16 protein-coding genes are annotated in these 22,020 nt (G+C 39.1%); 2 read left to right on the top strand and 14 right to left on the bottom strand.

Features of this window, described 5'->3' with window-relative positions; all coding sequences use genetic code 11:
- Positions 1-69: 69 nt before the first annotated feature.
- The 13 genes from DBR40_RS21480 to DBR40_RS26915 all read right to left on the bottom strand — a co-directional run bounded on the left by DBR40_RS21480 (position 70) and on the right by DBR40_RS26915 (position 19,217).
- Positions 70-846: a LuxR C-terminal-related transcriptional regulator gene (locus DBR40_RS21480; protein WP_124561785.1), complete on the bottom strand. Its 777-nt coding sequence runs from the start codon at positions 844-846 to the stop codon at positions 70-72.
- Between the two features lie 663 nt (positions 847-1,509).
- The gene (locus DBR40_RS21485) at positions 1,510-2,823 is read right to left on the bottom strand and encodes a DUF4302 domain-containing protein (protein WP_124561786.1); all 1,314 of its coding nucleotides are present in this window, start codon (positions 2,821-2,823) and stop codon (positions 1,510-1,512) included.
- A 32-nt stretch (positions 2,824-2,855) separates the two neighbouring features.
- A complete protein-coding gene (locus DBR40_RS21490) occupies positions 2,856-4,277 on the bottom strand; it encodes a substrate import-associated zinc metallohydrolase lipoprotein (RefSeq protein ID WP_158674101.1) in 1,422 nt (473 codons plus the stop codon).
- A 39-nt stretch (positions 4,278-4,316) separates the two neighbouring features.
- Positions 4,317-5,771: a RagB/SusD family nutrient uptake outer membrane protein gene (locus DBR40_RS21495; RefSeq protein WP_124561788.1), complete on the bottom strand. Its 1,455-nt coding sequence runs from the start codon at positions 5,769-5,771 to the stop codon at positions 4,317-4,319.
- A gap of 18 nt (positions 5,772-5,789) precedes the next feature.
- Positions 5,790-9,416 (bottom strand): SusC/RagA family TonB-linked outer membrane protein, encoded by a 3,627-nt coding sequence (locus DBR40_RS21500; RefSeq protein ID WP_158674102.1) that lies wholly within the window; start codon positions 9,414-9,416, stop codon positions 5,790-5,792.
- 190 nt (positions 9,417-9,606) lie between these two features.
- Entirely contained in the window at positions 9,607-10,758 is a 1,152-nt protein-coding gene (locus tag DBR40_RS21505) for a FecR family protein (RefSeq protein ID WP_124561790.1), read from the bottom strand.
- Between the two features lie 65 nt (positions 10,759-10,823).
- Positions 10,824-12,053 (bottom strand): thioredoxin family protein, encoded by a 1,230-nt coding sequence (locus DBR40_RS21510; RefSeq protein ID WP_124561791.1) that lies wholly within the window; start codon positions 12,051-12,053, stop codon positions 10,824-10,826.
- Positions 12,054-12,177: 124 nt separating this feature from the next.
- Positions 12,178-12,708 (bottom strand): sigma-70 family RNA polymerase sigma factor, encoded by a 531-nt coding sequence (locus DBR40_RS21515; protein WP_124561792.1) that lies wholly within the window; start codon positions 12,706-12,708, stop codon positions 12,178-12,180.
- A gap of 528 nt (positions 12,709-13,236) precedes the next feature.
- The gene (locus tag DBR40_RS21520; RefSeq protein WP_124561793.1) at positions 13,237-15,381 is read right to left on the bottom strand and encodes a glycosyl hydrolase family 95 catalytic domain-containing protein; all 2,145 of its coding nucleotides are present in this window, start codon (positions 15,379-15,381) and stop codon (positions 13,237-13,239) included.
- A 248-nt stretch (positions 15,382-15,629) separates the two neighbouring features.
- Positions 15,630-16,178 carry a Crp/Fnr family transcriptional regulator gene (locus DBR40_RS21525; protein ID WP_233603950.1) on the bottom strand — a complete coding sequence of 183 codons (549 nt, stop codon included), beginning with the start codon at positions 16,176-16,178 and terminating at the stop codon, positions 15,630-15,632.
- 1,151 nt (positions 16,179-17,329) lie between these two features.
- Positions 17,330-17,791: a hypothetical protein gene (locus tag DBR40_RS21530; RefSeq protein ID WP_124561795.1), complete on the bottom strand. Its 462-nt coding sequence runs from the start codon at positions 17,789-17,791 to the stop codon at positions 17,330-17,332.
- 106 nt (positions 17,792-17,897) lie between these two features.
- Positions 17,898-18,872 (bottom strand): AAA family ATPase, encoded by a 975-nt coding sequence (locus DBR40_RS27045; protein ID WP_233603951.1) that lies wholly within the window; start codon positions 18,870-18,872, stop codon positions 17,898-17,900.
- A gap of 42 nt (positions 18,873-18,914) precedes the next feature.
- The gene (locus DBR40_RS26915; protein ID WP_199748408.1) at positions 18,915-19,217 is read right to left on the bottom strand and encodes a hypothetical protein; all 303 of its coding nucleotides are present in this window, start codon (positions 19,215-19,217) and stop codon (positions 18,915-18,917) included.
- Between the two features lie 397 nt (positions 19,218-19,614).
- Here DBR40_RS26915 and DBR40_RS27305 point away from each other — a divergent pair, with 397 nt between their 5' ends.
- Positions 19,615-19,743 (top strand): zinc ribbon domain-containing protein, encoded by a 129-nt coding sequence (locus DBR40_RS27305; RefSeq protein WP_124561796.1) that lies wholly within the window; start codon positions 19,615-19,617, stop codon positions 19,741-19,743.
- A gap of 243 nt (positions 19,744-19,986) precedes the next feature.
- On the opposite strand, the gene DBR40_RS21545 is transcribed toward DBR40_RS27305, so the two are convergent.
- Positions 19,987-20,847 carry an AraC family transcriptional regulator gene (locus DBR40_RS21545; RefSeq protein ID WP_124561797.1) on the bottom strand — a complete coding sequence of 287 codons (861 nt, stop codon included), beginning with the start codon at positions 20,845-20,847 and terminating at the stop codon, positions 19,987-19,989.
- Positions 20,848-20,974: 127 nt separating this feature from the next.
- On the opposite strand from DBR40_RS21545, the gene DBR40_RS21550 reads away from it, so the two are divergent.
- Positions 20,975-21,790 carry a phytanoyl-CoA dioxygenase family protein gene (locus DBR40_RS21550; RefSeq protein WP_124561798.1) on the top strand — a complete coding sequence of 272 codons (816 nt, stop codon included), beginning with the start codon at positions 20,975-20,977 and terminating at the stop codon, positions 21,788-21,790.
- Positions 21,791-22,020: the final 230 nt, after the last annotated feature.

Raw genomic sequence — 22,020 nt, forward strand, 5'->3', positions numbered from 1 at the left:
TTGTTTGATACTATAAATTTCCGAATTTGTCAGAACAGCGCCAATAGCTAGCGTTAGCTATTTATCCCCTCATACCCAACCCGCCTCGAAGGCTTTCCTGATAAGTTCCTGTGGAGTGCGAACCTGTGCTTTGCGAAGGATATTTTTTCTGTGTGCATTAACGGTATGTGGACTGATGAACAAAGCCTCAGCAATTTCCTTACTGTTAAAACATGATATGACCAGTTTTAGCACCTCGCGTTCCTTTGGGGTGAAAGGATCTGTCGATGGCCGAAGGTCAACATCGGTGCTAATGTTAAAATAGGAAGGTTCACCATCCAACCCAATAATCGAAAAACAGGGTGTCCCCTCTGGCTTTATATGCGTAATATCAGTATCTATATCTAAGGTACGGTAATAACCTTTTTCGTCATAGTCAATTTGCACCGCCTGGTGAAGGAGCCTTATATAGCTACCATTTTTTGCCCTCATACGCAGGTCGTACTGCATCTTGTATTTAGGGATTTTTTCGAACGGAAGTGAGACAAAAAACTCTGTGATCCGACGTTCGAACTCAAGGAAATAAGGTTTATCCTGTGGATGCAGGATGTCGAGTAACCGAAGAATATCCATTTCTTCTGGTAGGTAACCCAGCACATGGCTGATACTAGGGCTGACGAACTCAAGTTCGGCCTGGAAAATATTGAATATATAATAATAGTAAGTACCAGGCTGGAAGAGATGTAGAAGACGTTTATGGAGTTCAAGTTGTAGCTCAAGCTCGTAGGGACGATTGGGTTTTTCTTTAACAACAGTGCGCCAGATCTTTTTAGCAGATTGGTAGAGCGAAGTATCTTGGTTAGACATTGAATGGAAACACTAAGTTGATTACGTTACTTAAATATAACAATAAATTGTGATTCTGCAGATTCAAAAATCGTGTAGTTTTACAACGATTTGGAAAAACCAAAAAGCATTGACCTTAAAGCTTATTGACGAAATACAGGAATTCGAACCCTCCATTAAAGCCAAACTTACCTTTGAGAGACTAGGAAAGACTTTGGTAAAATGACCCTGCCAAAGACCGCTAATAGTTCTAATGAAGGCAAGGCAAGTGCCTCTGACAGTGTTTTTTATTATCATACTGTATCCGTTGCGGCTCCAATCCCTCACAGAGCAAAACATTGTCCAGTTCCTGTCTTACCCTCTTCACCTTATAGTGATTCCCCAACAAGTAGCTAAAGACATTTTTTTCCATAACTGGCCACTACTACCAAGATCCTAATTTATTCACCAATTGTGAATGTTTTTCTTAAAAAATTGGTTAACAATGGGGACTTCGCTAATAGTGCGTCATCCCCATTTCCTTGCGACCTACCGCTAGCACCGAATTTTACCGGGAAACCCTACTGGATTTATAATCACTTGCCACTAATGTATCCTAATGAGTAAAAAATAAAAATACTCCACTCATTTGTTCATCGATAACTGATGCTAGTTTACATGGGTTACCTTTAAAGCACGGATTGATTATTTAAGGGGCATCAAAGTCATAGTAACATTCCCGTCCTTACTTACTATTCGTCCGTAAGCATTTCCACTGTCAAAATAGTATTCTAATTTGAATTCATTATTCAAAAGGAAAGTGTCCATTAATCCTACAGAAGCAAACCCTGTAGACTGTACCACCTTATTGCTCAGTTTGAATAAGCCTGTTGTTTTATCATACGTATAATTATACCGGTATCGCGTCATCGTAGGTGTAGCAGAATAATACATATAGCCTTGTAGGTAAATGTATTTATTTGCTGTGTCCCATTGCAAATCCAGGTCAATTTTTGAAGCACCACCTGCTACTGGTGGATCTGGGATCTGCCTATGTACCTGATATAGAATATTTGCGCCAGCAGCGTTGGTCCCAGGGTACTGCACCCTGAATGGAGAGAATACTCTGGCATACATGCTACCCATCATGTCTGCCAGTGGCAATAAGGGTGTTTGGGAACCCCGGATTTCATGTTTGTCCCCTTTGCCAGTAATTGCATACAATTTACCTCCGAGGAGTAAAATTTTAGCAATGACATCTCCATTTAATAATGGTATACCTTTACCTATTTGAAGCCCGTCAGCGGTATAAGAAAATAAATCATTGGTTGTTACTATTTTATCATTAACATAACTCATGATACCTAGTGTGCGTGAATCGGAGTTGATTGTCAGCTGGTAGGTCACACCTGCGTGGTCGAATAAGGAGATTTGATTGTTTGCAAATATGCTTTTTACCTCATTTATCACGCTCAGGAAATTACCAGAGAGATACACCCGCTGCTCTTCCTGGCTCGCACGGATTAATATCATATCACTACGAAACTTACGGCCTTTGAAGAACAAAGAGTCTTGAGTTGTGCGCTGCAGTTCAAACTCAATATCCGCTTTTAAGCCATCCCCATATTCACCGCCAATTACACCAGGGTCAGGATCTGCAAGTTGATGGATGTAGGTGTATGTCTCGAAAGAAAGCATGGGAGCGTTAATCAATTTCACGCGGTAACCAGAAGTGCGTACTACCTTACTTGACACGTTGTCAATATCGGAAACCATACGGACACGATCTGCCTTCCCCTCTGCATCAAAATCCATATAAAATCCATATGTCCCTTTGGTCAAGGTTGAGCTAAGCACCCGCCAACCATATTTTGCTTCCACCAACTGCTGTTTAACTTCTTTTTGTAACTCCCCCATACGCTGGTCAGGCGTTTTATCAAAAATTAAGTCAATATCCTCCCGGCGGCAACCGAAGAACAATAATACACCCAGAAACAAAAGTTTATTTAATTTTTTCATCTTCTTATTTTATTAGACTTCTACTGTTTATACTATTTTCTCGCTCTTTGTAGGGGGAAATTGATATAACTACCCTTATCTGCTTCTTTATAGAAACCACCAAAATCAAAAAAGAATTCATCTAATCTTGTTCGGGAAGGGGCATCTATAGACCATTCCGGGACAAAGTTCCCACTGGTGAAATAGCTGGCTATTTCGTCCATAAAAGGGGGCATAAACAATTTTGCGTTCGCATTTTGGTTTACATCCGTACCTTGAGTAGATTTATCAAATTTAACCGTGTTGTTTGCCGGGTTTGTTAAATATTTAAACGTATAATCGGCATAGGCTACTGGGGCCGTATTACGCTGATAACCAACCCTGATAATCAAATCCCCTTGTTTGGCATTACTATTTGGAATTAAAGCTCCGGGTGTAAATAGGAAAGTCAGATCTTTTACAACATACTTGTCGAATTGGGTATTGGCTGCCAAGGGCGCCTTGGTAATGAAATTGTTTACCTTCGTTTTTAAATCCGCTGAACTCACCGCTGTGTTGTAGGGCAAGGTGTAAGTGAAGGTAGCCTGATCAAAAAACCAGTAGGCAAAAGACTGCTTTTGCTTATCGTTAAAGCGGGTATACATGGCCTGTGCCATTTCACGTTGTACCCTTCTGAAATCTACCCCATAACTATCCCTGTAGAATTTGACTAATGCAGCTTCTTTTTTCTTCAGGATATCATAACCTGAAGCAGGTATTTTTCCAGCGCGGGTATCATACCAGAGCTGTCCATATACCAATAGAAATCCGGCAGTCTCCGCAAAATCTTCCATTACATTGGCCCTTGAATAGCGTGATACAAAGCCCTGTGCATCATTTATTGCATCAGGATAGGTAAAGCTACTGCGCCAATCTGCAGAATAGTTTGCCTCGGAGATGGATTCAAACTCGCGCGGGATACGAATAATCTGTGTCAGGGTATGGGCATACTCATGATGAACAGTCTTTAACTTCGCCCGGGTTACCTCAGCATTTGTCGTATCAGCAGTGTTTACTTCATATATGGTAATACTGCGCCCCCCGGAAGAAAGGGCTAATATACGCCCATCTGAGGTGACCGCATAGGAACCAGATAAGACCCATTCTTTAGGAAAATAAGTTTTCGCAAAAACCGAACCTGCAGCTTTTTCAAAGGGAACAATGAATCCATTCCTGATCATCTCCATTTGCTCCTTCACTTTCTCTTCCTTTGCAGGGGATAAATTTTGTTTTAATTCCCCCATTTTATACCGGTCAAACCGATAGACGATCTCCATGTTATAAGGATTGGTGAAATTCCCCGATAGCCAATTATCTAATTCAATAGGGACATAGTCCAAATCTTTATTGAATTGAAAATCAATTTTTTCAGCTTTTCTGCAGCCTGCAGCGCTAATGATAAGTGACAAAAAAAGCGGTATATAATATTTTTTCATAATCATATTCTATTTATATGTTTATTTATTTCCTTCATTTTATCTTGGGTTCTTGGGTAGGCCAGAGAGGGAGCTACTTTCCGGTAATTGAAAAACACGTCTTGGATCATCCTTTTTTAGTATATCCGTGGTCTCAACCATATTGCTATCATAATATTTATGCACAATCTCAATTCCATAGCGATTGATGTCAAACCAACGCAAACCTTCATGAGCAAAAGCTTTTTGCCTAAAATCCAATACCGTTTTAATTAGGCCTTCTTTGATGTCCGTGGTGTTATAGAAATCCAGGACTTTTTGCTGGGTAATGGCGTGTTGGCTCACATCATAAGCATCAATGCGTACTGCTGCAAAATCGTTTAGATCTTTCAATGCTAAATCATACTGTCCTTTGTAGATATAGGCCTCAGCTCTGTTCATCAGGGCTTCATCTGCTGAAAACAATACCTGTACACTGTAATAATTTTCGTCTGCCCGATATTCCGGATATTTGTTCAGGTTTGGTTTTTCAGCATCGCCACCAGTTGATGTCAGGTATTGGAAGAACCCTTTTCCAGTTACATTTTTTTCGGTAATCATGGACGTAAATAGTTTACCCCCTCCGTAGCGATTTGCACCAGATGAGTATGCAAACCTGGTAAATACATTAGCCATCAATAGATTGTAATTTGCCGTAGAACTGCCAAATTGCTGGTTTGGATTTCCTATTGCTTTCCAGGCACCTGCCACCGGACGAATATTTTGCTTGAAATTATTTTCTGGAAAAATAGCCGAGCTGTATTGGATTACTTTATCATAATCTCCTTTGAAAAGATAAAAGCGGGCAGCAAAGGCATTAACTGCCTGCTCATTGAAATGGAATTTGGAAGACTTGAAGGTTATACCTCGAATCAACTTCATGCCTGCTAAAAGGTCCTTCTCAATATTTTGGTAAACAGAGGTCACCGTTCCACGGTCGTAGTTTTGGATGGCATTTTTTTCGGGTGTAGTCAAATAAGGTATCCCGTAGGTAGCATTGTCTCCTCCAATCTGATAAGCTTTGGAAAATAGAGAAACCAACATATGATGTGCGTATGCCCTGCAGATTAATGCTTCTCCTTTGAACTGTTGCCCTTTAATGCCAAAACCGTTGTCATCCACTGCTTCGATCGCATGATTGGCTGCTGCAATGACTTTGTACATATCCAACCAGTATTTGCTTGGAGAATAGGAGTCGTCTGCCCGCGTGAGTTCCTCCCAATAATAGCTACCGCGTGCCACATCATTGGTTGCATAAGCTCCAGGTCCTTTATCCGTAGCGTTATCCGAAGCAGTCTCCCCAAATAGAAAGTAATCTGTAGAAGGGTAAGCAGTAACCAGTAATTGCCCCACCTTATCGGCAGAATCCATTTCGGTACGCATATCCGGATTAACCTGAAAATATTTCTTACAGCCTTGTGTCATCAGTACAAGGAATGTAAATCCCAATATGCTATATAGTGTTCTTATATTCATTAGATTGCATTTTAATTGTTAAAAACCAGCTTTTAGGGAAAATGTAAACTGTCTTGGAACCGGTAAAGCGACTCCTCCGCTACCAAAAAATTCTGGATCAGCCCCATTTAACTTCTTGTCAGCATACAACAGGCTAATATTATTGCCTACAATGGCTACATCGATATTTCTCACTTTTAACCGTTCTGTTATAGACTTAGGCAAACTATAGCCCAGGGTAATATTTTTCAGGCGAATAAAATCTCCTTTTGCCACACGTGCATCAGATAGGTTGTAGGCACTATATGGATAACCTGGGTTAGTTGACATTTGAAAAAAAGCGACCAATGGGTCGATGGTGGCAGGTATATTGGTGTATTTTTCATCACCTGGCACCATCCATCTGTTTAACCACTCTTTGTTCATTCCAATATCATCGCTCATCTCCGACCCAAAGACAGGGGCTAGACGCACATAATTTCCAGCACTAAATGTAAATAATGCAGATAAAGAGAAGTTTTTATAAGCCCACTGGTTATAAAAACCTCCCGTGAAGGTAGGATCTACCGGCCCATGGTATATTAAGAAATCTTTTTTTGTACTTTGGAAATCAAGGCGTAGCGCATTGCGTACCCCTGTCTCGGAAATAAATGTTGGATAACCATATTCCGGGTTTAAGCCATCAAATTGAACGGAAAATAAACCGCGTTGGGAGTAGCCTTCAAGTGGGCCTCCTTCAGCACGTACCAGATCATTGATGACCGGGTTAATTTCCAGTTTGGTAATTTTGTTCTTATTCCATCCAAAGTTGAAGGAAGAACGCCATTTGAAATCTCCTTTTTTGATTGGATAGCCTGCAATGGTTGCTTCAAATCCCTGTCCAGACATGGTTGCATAGTTGGCTGTCTTGATTACCTGCCCCCCTAAACCAGATGTTGTAACAGGTCCTATCAAGTCGAAGATATCGCGTTTGTAATAATCCAGGGTAACATCAATTTTCCTATTGAACATAGCCAGATCCGCTCCAATATTACCTTCATATAGTTTTTCCCAGGTTAGGTCGGCATTTTCCAGGGAGCCAATATTGACATACTGTTCCTTATCGGCTTCAATGGGCCTCATGGTGATGCCATTAAAATACAAAACGGACTTGTTTCTGGCATTTCCTAAATTGGCGACCAAACCATAGGTACCACGTATACGGGCGCCACCTATTAGCCAGTTGTCTTGTTTAAAGAATTTTTCCTGGTCGATATCCCACGCCCCTGAAATATTCCAGGTTGGTAACCAGCCTAATGCTTTACTTTTCGCTGTAGTCTTGCCTAGCATATTCGAACGGTCTACACGAGTCGTGAAATTGAAACTGTATTTATCTGCAAAGGCATATGCTGCGCGCAACATCATCGCAGCAAAGCGATCCTTTGAATAACCCATTCCAAAGTATGGTCGGTTTTGGTACATCGCATCCTGAAAGTATTTATAGTCGGGATGTACCAGGCCTGCGTTGGTATACTGATAACCTACTCCATCAAAATTGTCATATTGCCTGTCTGTTGAACGTAGCTCCATCGACCCAAATAAATTCAGGCGATGTTTTCCCTTAAATTTAGCATCGTACTCCAAATTGTGACGCACATAGTAACTCTTTAGATTATCACTGTTGGCATTATAAAAGCCACCATCAGGTAGCGTGACAAATGGCAAGGCTGCTGTTGGCAAGTTAGGGTCCCTAAATAAGAATGGATTGTTTTCCATAATAAATGGATCATTGCCATGTGCCCTGTAAGCCAGTACCATATTGGAATTTTCCATGACATAGTGCTTCCTCATAGTGGAGGCATAGCGGTAAGAACCATCAACAGAGTAGGTTAATTGTGGAAGTATTTTATATTTAAAACCTCCCTGTACCTTAAGCTCATTTAATCCCAGTTCGATATAATTATTTTCCAGTTCATTCAGGATATTGAATGAAGCAAAATTACGCCTGAAATACTCTAAACTTCCGTCCTCATTATATGGCGTCATTAAGCGACTTGTATTCATCGCATAAGAGTAAGGATTGATATCAAAGTTCCTCGAGAATCCACCAGTGGATGTATTTGCACTTCTGGTTAAGGTACCTGGAGTGCGCTGATCTCGAATAGACCCATTGAACAATAGCTCGCCAGAGAATTTGTCGCTCAATTTGAAGTTTGTGCGTAGGTTCGCTGTAAATCGTTTCACCCTATCACCAACGGTCTGTCCGGCATCATTCATAAAGCTGGTTGAAGCATAGGTTTGAGATTTGGAATTACCCGATGAATAACTCAATGAGTGCTCCTGCATCAGGGAATTTTTAAATAATACATCAAACCAATCTGTGTTGGCATCGGCATAGCGTTTTAAGAATTGCTGTCTACTCGCAACATCATTGCGTAATGTAAACGAATCGTTGATCGGATCGTATTGGTACATCTGATCATACATTTTATTAAATACTCCCCCATCTTTGGAGTTTTTAGAGGCGGCATGACTAAGGTATCCTTTTCGCTCCATCTCCAGTAACACATTCATCTGCTCGCCTGAGTTCATCATGTTAAATTGCTCATACCTGGGCTTACTATAGATACTCATCGTTGTGCTGTAGTTGAGCTGAGGTGCCCCATCGGTATTTCTCCCTTTTTTGGTTGTTACGATGATTACCCCATTCATGGCCCGTGCACCATACATCGCTGTAGCTGCTGCATCTTTTAAGATATTGAAGGATTCAATATCATCTGGATTTAATCCAGCTACTGAAGAACCGATTAACGTATTTGGGTCACCGGTAGAAAGTGCTTCATTGGAAATATTAACAATATCTTCAAGTACAATTCCATCAATTACCCATAACGGTTTATTATCTCCTGAAATAGAAGTAGCTCCACGTACACGTATCTTAGGGGCTGCACCAAAGGTACCCGTTACGTTCTGGACAGAAACTCCGGCGACCTGACCTTCTAACATCCGCGAGATATCTGGGACACCTGCCCGTGCTATATCTTTCGCATTGACTCTGGTTGCTGAACCGGTAAATAATTTACGATCAATGTTTTGATAACCAGTAGAAACTACATTCACCTCATTTAAGGTTTGATTATCAGCCTCCAGTTGAATTGTAATATTTTTCCTGTTTGCAACTGCTACTTCCTTTGGTTTATAACCTATGAAGCGTATGATCAAAATTGCATTTGCAGGTGCGTTTATACTAAACTCACCTTTGGAATTGGTACTGGTTGTAATGTTTGTCCCCTTAACGACAATTGATGCACCAACCAAAACTCCTCCTTCATCTCTCACAACACCTTTGATGGGCTCTTGTAAAGCAATGCCACTACCTGATACATTGGAGCCTGAAGCAGCACTGATGCTAATTGTCTGGTCAATAATTTTATAAACCATATTCCGGTTCAATAATAATTTCGACATGACCTGCGATAAACCTTCATTTTCAACATTCAGGTTAATTCGCTTAACATTTTTCAATAACGCATCATTGTACAGGAACTTGTAGCTGGTTTGCTTACTGATTTCTTTAAAAGCTTCTTCTAATTTGGCATTATGAAGGGAAAGGGATACGCGCTGTGCTTTTCCATTACTATACGCACAGGTCATAAAAATCAACATTAAAGCTGTTGTTATTTTCATTATCCGGAAAATTATTGGAAAAGGCATGTGTACGGGTGTACCACAACCTTTACCAAATGATAAGTTATTCATACATTTGTGTAATTGAGTTAATGTAAATCGTTTGGTTAGCTTAATTATCTTGACAGGGGTGCAGCAACACCTCTGTCTTCTTTTGGAAATTTGAATGGTTTAGTTGAGTAAGTTTATTTCATATTTTTCGTTTAGAGATTAACAACTTATTTTTATCTACTTTAAATTCCAGGTCACTTACAAATTCCAACATGTTCAACACTTCGGAAAGATTAGCGTCTCTGCGGATTTCCCCTGTATAGGTCTGTAATAGTGGAATGTCATTTGAAAATGAAACCTCCAAATCATACCAGGATTGTAACTCCTGGGCAATCTTTACAATATTATCGCCGTTGAAATAGAACACATTGTTTTTCCAGGCCAGTTCCTTTTGAAAATCAGCCGGTTGTACGTCAATCAATGACCCGTTTATATCTCCCCGTTCCCCCGGACGTAACATGACCGATTTATCCCCTTTAGAGAGTTTCACACTACCCTCTACCAAAGTAGTTGCCAATTGATTAGAATATGCCATTACATTGAAGTGTGTACCCAGCACTTTAACTTCTGCCCCCTTACTTTCTACATAAAATGGCCGATGAGCATCTTTGGCCACTTCAAAATAAGCTTCCCCCTCCAGCAACGTCACGCGTCTTTCATTTCCCACAAATTTTGAAGGAAAATTTAACCGGCTGTTCGCATTTACCCAAACCTTCGTCCCGTCTGCCAAGGTTAAATTGATATAGTTTGCCGCAGGAACTACAAGTGTATTCAGCTTAGTCAGCAATTGCGCTTCGCTGCCTATAGCTTCAGTAGATGAATTGTTCATGTGACCATCGGCAGAGAAAAGAATATTATCTTCTACCTTGATCTCCGATCCGTCTGCCCGGATTACTTTCGCACCCAAAATTGCCGGTAACACGTCATTTTTATATTTAGCATCCTTACTCTCCACAATCCGCTCAGTACCATCGTTAAACTGATAAACCAGGAAATATATGGTTATCGATATCAAAACAGCAAGTACGGCGGCTATTGACCTCCACATGAATACTGTAGTGCCTCTTTGCTGTTTTTTAAGCACAGATTCCCAGCCGCGCGCCGTATCGAATTGATTAAATACCGACGTATCAATTCCCTGGGCTGATTTTTTCTCTAAATCTTCTAAAAATAACTTGTTGCGCAAATCATCATCACGCCAATTGGAAAGTGCAATACTTTCTTCCTCGGTAAGGTTACCGCGAAACTTTTTAACAATTAAGTCAGCTATATCAAATGGGTTATTCTTCATATACTAGAGATTAAGAAACCGAAACCTTAAAAAGGGGTGACAATTATTTAACCTTTTTCAAGCAATTATTTAACATGCTTTGATTTTTGCTCACTAACCATTTTTATCTGCTTGTCAATATCTAAAGTAGAACGATCAGCCTTGATTTGGTTGTCCCTGATCTGCTGACCTACTTCAAGAGCCTGATCCCAGCGCGAATTACGCCATAAGATATAGAAATAGGTGTTTAAATATTTTGGGTCTTTCTTGCGTTTAAGTAGCGACTCCATCCAGGTAATACCTGCAGCCCCCTCATCTTTAGCGGAGGTCAAATTTCCCAGTACATGGGTTAAGGAAGTAGTATAGGCATCATTATTCAACCCATATTTCGTCAAAAAATCATTTCCTCTTGCTATATACAATTTAATATCATCCTTACCTTGAGCATCATAGGAATCAAAAACCTGGTAAAAAGCAGCATACTCATCGTAGAAAGGATATTTTTTGCTCCTAAATAGCTTCATTTTATTTTTGAAGTCACTGAGATCCTTATTGCTAAACCCGGAAGCCTGCAAATTTTTAAAGTACCAGAGATAGGAAGCCGCAATCGTACTGTCTATCTTTTTCTTTCCTAGTTGCTTATAATAATCCACCTTATTCATCTCCATATATTCGAATGGAGCAGAAAAGGGTACACTCTTAACTATCTGCATCAGCTCAAACGTATTGGTTGAGGCCTTCTGTTTCCCGGAAAGTGATGCAAAATATTTTTCAAAATCATATATCGCCTTATCTGAGCGGTAGGATTGAACCAGTGTCTTGAAATATTTAGTCATGAAGGCTTGTGTGCGATTGCCAGAATCCCACTCCTTGACCAATACCAATTGATTTTTATTAGGATCTAAAGCTGTTTTACCCAATTGAATAAAGCCCTGCACATCTAGTCCACCAGCAATAGAATGAACAGTATTACCTGCTGTATCCAAAAACATTAAAGTGGGATATGCCTGTACTTTGTAGTGCTTACCTAACGCTAAGCCATATCCTTTGTCATCACATTGAATCTTAACGTTAACAAACATTTGATTATAAAAATCACCCACTTCTTTCTTAGGGAAAATTTCATCAGACATTACTTTACAAGGTGCACACCAGGAGGTATAAAAATCTACAAAAATCATTTTTTTCTCCTTTTTAGCTTGCCCGATGGCCTCCTCCAGGTTATGTTGGAAATTAATTCCTTGAGATTTGCTTTCAAATCCACATACGATTATACAAAACCCTAGTAAAAGGGCTTTCCAGTTTCTGCTGTTCATAAAATTCTTCAATCTAGATTATCTTTAATACATATTTAGTATCCTGCACTTCAAGGATGCGGATCATATTACAGGTATAAGAAACCTAAACCACAAAAAGGGGTGACAATTAGTTAACTAAATTTTAACGAAAAAATAACATCGTAAAAACCACGTAAAACTCTGGACGTATTTTTTGTTTTAAAACACGCAAAGCTCTCTGTTTTTGGGTTTTGATGGTATTGATGGATAAAGACAACTGATCTGATATTTCCTGATTAGAGAGCCCTTCTAAATAGCTTAATTTAAAAATTTTCCGGCAGGCCTCAGGAAGCCCTGCTACAATCATATTTACTTCCGACATGAACTCTGCCCTGATGACCATGTGTTCGTAATCGGGTTCATCTATATCCGAAAAGTTCTGCCTTTGAAAATATTTTTGTACCGTTTTGGATTTACGGTTCAGATTGTAAACAGCATTACGTATAGCCGAATACAGGAAGGATTTGATAGCTTGTTCATCGCTGGAAATAGATTGTTTATGCTTTAAAAAACTGACATAAGCATCCTGAACCAAATCTTCAGCAAGATCGGTATCATTTACCATTTCCCAGGCAAAATAGCACAATGCTTTATAGTTCTTTACGAATAAAATTTTATCAGTCTGGGAAGACATATCTGCTCAGTTCCAGTTAGTTTCAGCCTTCGAAGCTAAGATAATTTATTGTACATTTTATGTATGTCGTAAAAAATATAAAAAAACAGTAAGTATGATATTTATTTGGGGATTTCGCTAGAAGTGGTGCAGAACCACTTTTAGCGAAATCCCCATATTGACAACATTTACCTGATCGTTAATTAATTTTGGAACAGGCTTATCGGGTACAATAAAAGTAAAAATGGTTAAACCTGAAAACTACATTGATATTTACTGATACTTTTTTTGCTCTAGCAAGCTTAAAAGTACCAAGCCAGATATATTGCTGCAAAATAGTATACAAATATTTTTCTATTCAGTCTTTGGATCAGCACATTAACTCAAACTTTCAGGATCGCTTGTAATATGGCACAAAAATGAAAGGCAATATTGACTATCTTTTACATCCGATGCAAGCCTGACTTAAAAAATCAATTCAAGTGTAGCCTTTTTCCCTTCAAAATGTACTCCGTAATTAAATAAAATGTTGTAATTTTTGGCATAAGATTAATTAGATTGTACTTCTATCAATTCATTGGGACTTGTTTTAAAAGAAATCCTGTTTCCGCTAAGGACTTCTGCCTTTTTACCATTCCTGATGAGTAGAACCTTTTTGTCGGCCCATGGATTTACGAGTGTACAAAGTTTTCCTTTTTCACTTATGATCTTAACATTGGTAACCATTTCATCTTTTAAATTGGCGGAAACTAAAAAAGCACCCCATGCCCTGATGCGTTCAAAACTTGCATTTTGTTTTTTTGGAATGCCATTGAATAATCTAATTACATTTCCTGCACTCATGCATAGCATTTCATTAAGTGCATTAGCCACCGTACAACTATTTTCTATTCCATGGGGGTTATTTAATTGAAAACCGTTGGGATAAGTATGCAAGGCATATTTATGCAATTCATTTAAGATAACAGCCGGATCATATCCTACCCTAACTGCTGCCATAAAAAAACTATTGGTCGTGTTCATGTCCTGCCAGCGTTTCATCTCATCAATAGTATTGCGGGAAACGGCCAACAAATCTGCTTTGCTATCTAGGTTAATTGAATTTGAGGGATAAATATGTTGTATTCCCAGTCCATTATCAGGCCACCAATCTACGCCTTTCTCCGTGTACCTAAATACTTTTCTGCCATTTCTTATCTGAATCGGAAATTCACTCAATTTATTTAGAATATCTGCCCATTTTCCCTTCCTACTTTCATCAAGCTTCAATGTAGCACTTAGATCAATGATGAGATCAAAGGCATTCCTAACCAAGCCAAGCGATAAAATAGGATTTTCATTTCCTCCCGATCCTTCATGAATGGCATCGTCATAAATGACATACCGGCCATTTTCATATTTCAGGTAATCTTCCCAGAATTCGACAACGGCAAGTGCATAGGGATAGATCTTTTTACCATACTTTTCATCATAAGTACAACGCCATTGTTGGGCCATATTTAACAACCCGTATGCTGCATTAGAACGTTGACCGTAAAATAGCCCCCCCTTTTCAATATCCCCTTTCTTCTGGTAACCACCAATAGCAAAATCACGGGTCACTTCAATCCCCACAGGACCAATACCCACCGGATACAAAATCCCCCTTATTCCTTTAACATTTTTTGCATACCATTCTCCCCTAGGGAGGAAATCAATAAGAGGAGCATCATGAGGCTCCCCCTGCGCGATTCGGTTAGCTGCATAGAGCCCGTAAAAAGGTGCCTGAAAATTATAGTTTAAATGATAATCCCCGTTCCAGGCAGGTTTATCTGTCGTGGTCCAACCAAATATTCCGGGAGGGAATTTTGGATCGCGACTGCAAGCCGCCATTGTATAAAGTCCCTGATGATAAGCTTTCATCAATACTGGGTCGTCAACAGCTATATTCGATTGGTCCCAATACGTTTTCCACCACGCATTGTGTTTTTTCAATAACGCTGCAGCTGATTTTTTATCAAGTTTTTTTATTCGGTCCAACACATCTTCCAAAGGGTTTGCTTTTTTGAACTTACTTTCAACAGCAATTCCAATAGTTATTTTCTTACCTGGTTGTAGTAGAATGCTGCTGTCATTAGCGCTAATATTTTTTAAAGCGACAGCCACTTCTGTCGGAATGTCCACACTATCGGTAAAGGCACGGGTAAACCAAAAAACATCTTTTATTTTTCCGCTTTTTAATTTTGCATGCTCATGTTCCGGAGCATTTAAACCAATGGAAACCTTTGCCGCTTTACCTGAAGCGCTTAACTCCAAAAAAATAAGATTTTCTGTTGCCGACACCCATGATCTTGCAGTTACACTTTGCCCTTGTTTTTGTAGCAGACAGGTGGTGACACCATTGCTAAGTGATTGTTCAGCAGAAAAACTATCCTCATTAAAGCCATTAATGGCTATATCGACAAAACCTACCACCCTGGGGCCTGACAACCCATCAGCTTTTGACCGTAGCCGCCAAAAATCATTCTTAGACAAATAATAACGTAAACGATCTTTTTTAAAGCCTACACTAATGGTAACATCACCATTTCCCATTAATGGCGCATCGATTGAAACATTATTTGGAGTGTACGCCGGTGGCTTAGTCCAAATATTTTGTGACCAGCCACTTTGGCAAAACAGAATTAACAAGAAACCAAGCTTTATTATCTTCATTATTTATTGTTCTACAATTTTGTACCGTTTGTTTTAAACAATGGCTTAACAACCCATCTGCAAAATGAAATTTTTCTTTAAATTTCACCCGTCAATTTTTTAGAGTTTTAGTTTGTTAACATACCCCCTGTTTTTAATCAAGGAAAAGGATTGGATTTCTGTTGATGGAAAGTTCTTTTGCCAACATCACCTTAAAACATTGACACAAAAAATAGTTACCACACTATTCATCAAATCCTTATGGTGGGTTAAAGGTTAAGACCATCGTCAATTGTTTTTTTTCTGATTTCGCTTGCCCGGGTCCTACTTAATGTTTCTAATCTTAAGCCTAGAAATGAAGCGATATAGATTAAGGGCACCCGGCCTATCATCCAGGGGAATACTTTAAGTAAATACCGATAGCGTCCAGTGGCCGAGCGAACTTGACAAATTAATGCCCTATCATATGCTACCCGATAATAAAGTTCCATCATCTTTCTACCTATGATATTAGCCTCCGAAAAATCCCCATAAAGCATGGTAGTTAATTCACGGGGGACTGCAATGAGTTCTACATCCTCTAAAGCCTGAATATAGCCATGTGAAGGCGCATCTTTCCATGGGTTATTTATAGCCCCCACTATCTCATTCTCGTGACAAATCCAGGTAGTAATCTCAAACCCTGAATCTTTGTAAAATCCCCTTACAACACCTTTCATTATCAGGTATATGTAGCGATTCGTGTCATTTGGGGTGACTATAAAGCTATGTTTGCGGTAGTGGACAGGAAAAGTCTGGGCATTGATAAGTGCTTCCATTACCCCTGTTAATAAATGGTACTTATTGCAAAAGGAAACAAGCGGGGATCTACCGTTATAAGATCCCCATTTGCCATTATCCGGAATATTGGTCATAAAGTGATTAATTGGTGTAACAAAAAATATTGTGCTAAGCGGAAAGGTTGCCACGGCCAGAGAAAGGTAACCTTCCTGTATAGCGGCAATAATAATCTTTCGGTGTAAGGGGACTTTACAAAACCTAAAGAATTTATCCGGGATTACGCGCTACAAAACTTAGCCCAGAAAGAAGTGCCGGTAACTGGGACAAGGAAAAAAACGTAAGGGTGAAAAGCACAAAGCAAACCAATGCCTGAACTTAAGCGCAAATATTTTTGTCAAAGTGTTAAAAGGAAATTTTAATTGCATTAAATATTTATTAAACCATTAATTTGCTTTAAAAGCAGCGTCTAAAACCATCTGACTAAGCCAACATCAAACTTCTCTTAATTTTTAATTTTTCTTCTAAAAATCAAAAAATGCTTCGTTAAAAAATGATCAAATATTGACTATTACCGATGTTTTTTTTGCCCAAATTATTTCTTTAAAGTTTTCGATGGGGCAATGTTCTACCAATTGTCAAATATATCGAGCATAATAACATCCATTTACCCAGGGCATTCCCCAATACAAATCTATAATGTAACAATTCTATTGGAGGGGTAAAATTGTCTGAAATAGGGGTTAAAAATATCTATTTCCCTTTTTCAGGGGACAATAAGCCGGGTTAAAAGAATAGTGTACCGTCCTGAAATCACAAGATTGCGCAATCTCAATTGAATAGTGATGACAACCTAAATTGAAAACAAATCATCCATTGTAACTTCGTTCTGGACAAGGCCAATAGAATTAAAATTAGATTGCTACACGCAATTGAGCCCCTCCCCGAAGCATCGATCGCCAGGTTATTGGGCTACTGGAAAGTTTCGTTGAAATACACAACTTGGCTACCTTACTCCGGCTCAGGTTGAAAGGTGAATGATGAAAACAAAACCAAAACTGATAAAATGCCCCCACTTCTCTATTGCAATTCCAATCTTGCCATGCTATTAAAAAAAGCCTGCAAACAACTATGCAGGCTTTGAAATTACTATCCTTGAGGTCTTAACAAAACAATAAGGTTGGTAATTGCACTAATTACAGACATTCATGTCACTTTCTTTAATTGCACCGGCACCAAATGACAGTTCGAATTCATCAATTTCCCCATTCTTATAGAAAAACTTTTCTTTATTGCTGTTATTAATATTTACTTCTACACGATCTACTATTTTATCTTCCATAAAGATTCCCCCAGACATCGTGGCGATACCATTTTTTATTATAAGGCCATGGGCCTCCTTGAAAAGATAGAAATCCTTAATATTTGAATATTCGAGTTTAATGCAAATGATATAGTATTGTTTACCAAACCGATTTATAATAGTAGATTTAATTACCTTTCCCTTAAACTGAATCTGTTTGAAATTCTTTTCTAAAACAGCGTTGTCTTTCTTCATTTTATTATTGCTACTTTTCTCTACAAAAAAAATAATTGAAGCAAAAAAAATCATTACTACTAAAATAAAGAACAAAACTTTAAGAACTTTATTCATAAAAAATTAAAATGGTAAAAGATGAGACATCCAATTCATTGCTTTCTGTGACCATGACATTTTAGCACTTTCAATATTAGGGCTTATTATCTTATGATATATTATGCTAAGGTAAAAACAAATCATCCATGGTAACTTCGTTCTGTACCAGGCCAATAGAATACATGTTGTTTTTAATGCCATAGGTTGTAACCATGGCTAGGAACAGTGATTTTTTAGTTTTGCTCTCCCGACGGAATATATCAAGCTTGTACCGTAACTCGGCAGCATAGGTTTTATCTATTGCGAACTCAGTATTTGAAAACTTCATTTCACAGATGCTTATCACATTATCCTGTCTGTCTAGCAACAGATCAACTTGTGCACCGTTTCCATCTTTTGGAATATGCCGCCAAGCTGATGCTTCAGTGAACACTCCGGAAATACCCAGTGCCTGCTTAATATTATCGGTATGCTTCATGCAGATCCCTTCAAAGGCATAACCACTCCAACTCCTCCAAGAAGGCGTCGATGATTTTTTTAGCCATGTCCCTGCACCAGTGGCACGGGAATGTTCGATAAATTTAAGATAGAAAAGGCTGTATTCGTCGCTGAGTTTGTAAGTGCTCTGACTGGCATTCTTCTGGAAAGGCAGGTGCGGTGTAATGAAGCCTGACTCCACAAGCTCCTCAAGTAAAATACTCGTAGTTCCTCCACTCTTTAGGTTACATGCCGCTATAATTTCGTTTCTTGTCAATCCCGACGGTTTATCCGCGAGCGCTCTCACTACGGAAATATGCCTGTCTGCGTTTTCGAACAGCGAGCGGTATAGGTTTGCGAATTCTGTTGAAAGCAGACCATCTTTAGTGAAGCAGAGCCTATCAATGGCCTGGGTAGCACTTTCCCCTTTTTTGAGCTCTTTTAGATAATGTGGCACACCGCCCATTGCCATAAAAATGGTTAGCATTTGGTAGCGGTCAATATGGACATTTTTGCTTTTTAGATACTGTTCTGTCTCTTGCAATGTGAAAGGTAATAGGCGAATTTTACGCGTTAGGCGATTATGCAGGCCTCCTTTGCTGTTGACAACTTTTTTGATCATCCAAGTGGCAGCAGATCCACAGATAACCACAATCAGATTTGGCTACTGTGAGGCCCATTGGTTCCAAAAATATTCAAATGCAGAAAGAAAGCCTGATTTATGTGAACTTAACCAAGGGAACTCATCAAAGAAAATTACAGCTTTTCTTTTTTTAATTATAGGGGTTGCAAATTCCCTGAGTTGCCAGAAGGCTTCTGTCCAGTTCTTAGGGGCTGCAGGAGTTAATTGGGAGCCTAAGGCATCTGCGATGGCCTTGCTGAAATTGAGCAGTTGCTCAGTAGCATTCGCATCATGAACTCCCGAAAGTTCAAAAATAAGCTGCTTCTGAAAGACTGAATGGATCAAAAAAGTTTTTCAGACCCTTCTCCTGCCAAAAACCGCTAAGAGTTCTGATGAAGGCGAGGCAAATGTCTCTGACAATATTTTTTTCTCAGCTATTCTTCCAATGAGCAATTCCATTTTATTTCTTTTAATGATCAACGATGAAAAACAATTTTATCCGCAGCCAAAACACGTCTCAAATATATAGTTTTGGCTGACGATAAAAAAATATCCACAGCCAAAACACCTAAAAAAAACAACAATTTGGCTGCGGATGATAGATTTTATTTTAAAAAATGCTCTTTGATTGATGGAAAATTAGTAAAGTCAATTTACAAAAAACAGTTCTTTTGAAATAACTGTAATCAACTTCGATAATATCTTTGGATTGGGGATTGATATAAAAACAAAAAATATTGACATGCTTGAGTATAAAGCTACTTGGAATAACAAAACGGTTGTTAAAATAGAGCGCTTCTTTCCAAGCAGCAAGACCTGTTCAAACTATAATCATTTGAACCAAGACCTACCTCTAAAAGATAGAGAATGAACTTTTCAAAGCTGTAATACAGTCCCCAATAGAGATTTTAATGCAAGCATAAACATTAAAATACAAGGTTTAAAAATATTGTCTGGTTTAGATACTAACTCGGACATTAACCAAAAACGGAGTAAGGCGTTGCCACTGAGTAAGTCTATGACCTCCGAAGCCACACCAATCAGCTATGCTGGGGTTGGGTAGTTCACTTGTTTCTCTTTGCCTCTTTTCAGGCAATGGATTTTATAAACAAAGTTAAGCCGTTTGCTTGTTAAAATTGTTTCGGTACTGCAGGGGACTAATATCCATTTTTGAACGAAACGTTTTATGGAAATTGGATATATCGTTAAAGCCACTATCGTAACAGATTTCAGAAATTGATTTGTCAGTGTTGATTAATTCACGCACGGCAAAATCGACCCTGTAATCATTAACAACCCCAACAAAGGTTTTACGGGTGATCCGTTTAAAATACTTGCAAAAAGCATGTGTAGACATATTGGCAATGCTTGCCGCGGCCTCCAGTGAAACCTCATGTTGAAAATTGTCGACGATATAAGCAAATACCTGGTGAATGCGCTCTATGCCAGAAAATGATAGCAGTGCAAACTCATTTTGTTTTTGCAATATAGAATACCTGGTTGCTGTAGCTAGCAGATGCAACAGGTCAAGCAGTATTATGAGTTTTTTGAAACTATTGTTTTCCAGTAAAAGAGCATTCATCATTTGCCGGGCAGCGATAGTGTCTCCAGTAAAGTGTATACCGTTACTGCTGTCCTTTAACAGCTGTGTTATCTTTTTCATCTCCGGTATGTTGAAGAAATGATCGCCCAGAAAGTCTTCGCGGAAATGCACTACTATTGAAACCGAATCCTCTGTTGCATCTTCAGCGGTTTTCCAATAGTGTGGAAGGTTAGCACCTAGCATAACCATATCGCCAACAAAATAGTCTTGCATGTTTGTCCCCACATACCGTTTGCCCGAACCTTTTACAATGAGGGTTAGCTCATATTCGGGGTGATAGTGATAAGGCGCTGAGAAATATCTTTCAGTAAACTTCTTCACAATAAAGGAAATGTGTTCTGAGGTCTTGACTGCTTCAAATGCTGGCTTCATTTATTGACAATATTAACCCTTGAAGTTATAACAAATAGCACAAATGACAAAATAATCCATAAGTCAGCCAATATTTTCGTTTTTTCCATGTTACAGATGCTGTTAGTTTGTATTTAAAAACAGATATATGAACCAAGTTATTTTACCATCGTTAAACGATCCAATCTCTCTGAACGAAGCACAGATCAATGCATTCAGAAAAAACGGGCACACCCTTACAAAAGGAATTTTGAATGCTGGCGAGGTTGTCGCTTTCAGAGAAGTAATTAATGAAGCTGCGTATAAATACAATACAGAAACAAGGAAGCTGGAAGAACGGGATACTTATGGAAAAGCATTTTTGCAGATAATGAACCTTTGGGAATCAGACAAAGCGGTTAAGAACTTTACACTGGCTAAACGCTTCGCAAAAATTGCCGCCGATCTTTTAGGTGTAGACAATGTCCGAATTTATCACGACCAGGCCCTGTATAAAGAGTCAGGTGGAGGTTTTACACCCTGGCACCAGGATCAATACTATTGGCCACTGAGTACCACCAATACTATAACCATGTGGATGCCTTTAATTGACATTACCGAGAATATGGGCATGCTCACTTTTGCTTCAGGATCACATGCAGAAGGCTCAGTTAAAGATGTTGCCATTTCCGATGAGTCTGAAGTGGAACTGAATGAATATATCAGCCGGAAAGGATATTCAGTAACCAGGGAGACCACAATGAATGCCGGCGATGCAACATGGCACTATGGATGGACATTGCATGCAGCCCCAGGTAATGAATCTAATGTTACAAGAGAGGTAATGACTATCATTTATTTTGCTGACGGCGCTACCGTAACAAAGCCAATCAACAAACACCAGGAAGACGACAGAAACCGCTGGTTGCAGGGTTTGCCGCCCGGTACAAAAGCGGCGAGCGATCTTAATCCTTTGATGTTGTAAGCCGCAAGCATGCTAAGACAAAATATCTTCTTCCCTTTCATTTGCGGGAAGAAGATAAATGAGAGAAAATGAGTGTAAACTTAGACCATGTAATCCCCACAATCCATACTTCTTCGCAAGATCCATTTTGAGAGATTAACCGTTAGCGGGATTGACTGTGGCCATTTGTTTTTCTTCCAAGCGGACACTTTTTTCGATTCAAAATGACTATATGTCTCGTCCTGAAATTA

It is taken from the genome of Pedobacter sp. KBW01 (genome assembly GCF_003852395.1).
In the GTDB taxonomy this organism is placed as follows: domain Bacteria; phylum Bacteroidota; class Bacteroidia; order Sphingobacteriales; family Sphingobacteriaceae; genus Pedobacter.

What these genes read in the sequence shown, in the direction of transcription:
- DBR40_RS21480 (WP_124561785.1), bottom strand. Translation starts at nt 846, where the DNA reads ATGTCTAACCAAGATACTTCGCTCTACCAATCTGCTAAAAAGATCTGG.
- DBR40_RS21485 (WP_124561786.1), bottom strand. Translation starts at nt 2,823, where the DNA reads ATGAAAAAATTAAATAAACTTTTGTTTCTGGGTGTATTATTGTTCTTC.
- DBR40_RS21490 (WP_158674101.1), bottom strand. Translation starts at nt 4,277, where the DNA reads ATGAAAAAATATTATATACCGCTTTTTTTGTCACTTATCATTAGCGCT.
- DBR40_RS21495 (WP_124561788.1), bottom strand. Translation starts at nt 5,771, where the DNA reads ATGAATATAAGAACACTATATAGCATATTGGGATTTACATTCCTTGTA.
- DBR40_RS21500 (WP_158674102.1), bottom strand. Translation starts at nt 9,416, where the DNA reads ATGAAAATAACAACAGCTTTAATGTTGATTTTTATGACCTGTGCGTAT.
- DBR40_RS21505 (WP_124561790.1), bottom strand. Translation starts at nt 10,758, where the DNA reads ATGAAGAATAACCCATTTGATATAGCTGACTTAATTGTTAAAAAGTTT.
- DBR40_RS21510 (WP_124561791.1), bottom strand. Translation starts at nt 12,053, where the DNA reads ATGAACAGCAGAAACTGGAAAGCCCTTTTACTAGGGTTTTGTATAATC.
- DBR40_RS21515 (WP_124561792.1), bottom strand. Translation starts at nt 12,708, where the DNA reads ATGTCTTCCCAGACTGATAAAATTTTATTCGTAAAGAACTATAAAGCA.
- DBR40_RS21520 (WP_124561793.1), bottom strand. Translation starts at nt 15,381, where the DNA reads ATGAAGATAATAAAGCTTGGTTTCTTGTTAATTCTGTTTTGCCAAAGT.
- DBR40_RS21525 (WP_233603950.1), bottom strand. Translation starts at nt 16,178, where the DNA reads ATGGAAGCACTTATCAATGCCCAGACTTTTCCTGTCCACTACCGCAAA.
- DBR40_RS21530 (WP_124561795.1), bottom strand. Translation starts at nt 17,791, where the DNA reads ATGAATAAAGTTCTTAAAGTTTTGTTCTTTATTTTAGTAGTAATGATT.
- DBR40_RS27045 (WP_233603951.1), bottom strand. Translation starts at nt 18,872, where the DNA reads ATGATCAAAAAAGTTGTCAACAGCAAAGGAGGCCTGCATAATCGCCTA.
- DBR40_RS27305 (WP_124561796.1), top strand. Translation starts at nt 19,615, where the DNA reads ATGCTTGAGTATAAAGCTACTTGGAATAACAAAACGGTTGTTAAAATA.
- DBR40_RS21545 (WP_124561797.1), bottom strand. Translation starts at nt 20,847, where the DNA reads ATGAAGCCAGCATTTGAAGCAGTCAAGACCTCAGAACACATTTCCTTT.
- DBR40_RS21550 (WP_124561798.1), top strand. Translation starts at nt 20,975, where the DNA reads ATGAACCAAGTTATTTTACCATCGTTAAACGATCCAATCTCTCTGAAC.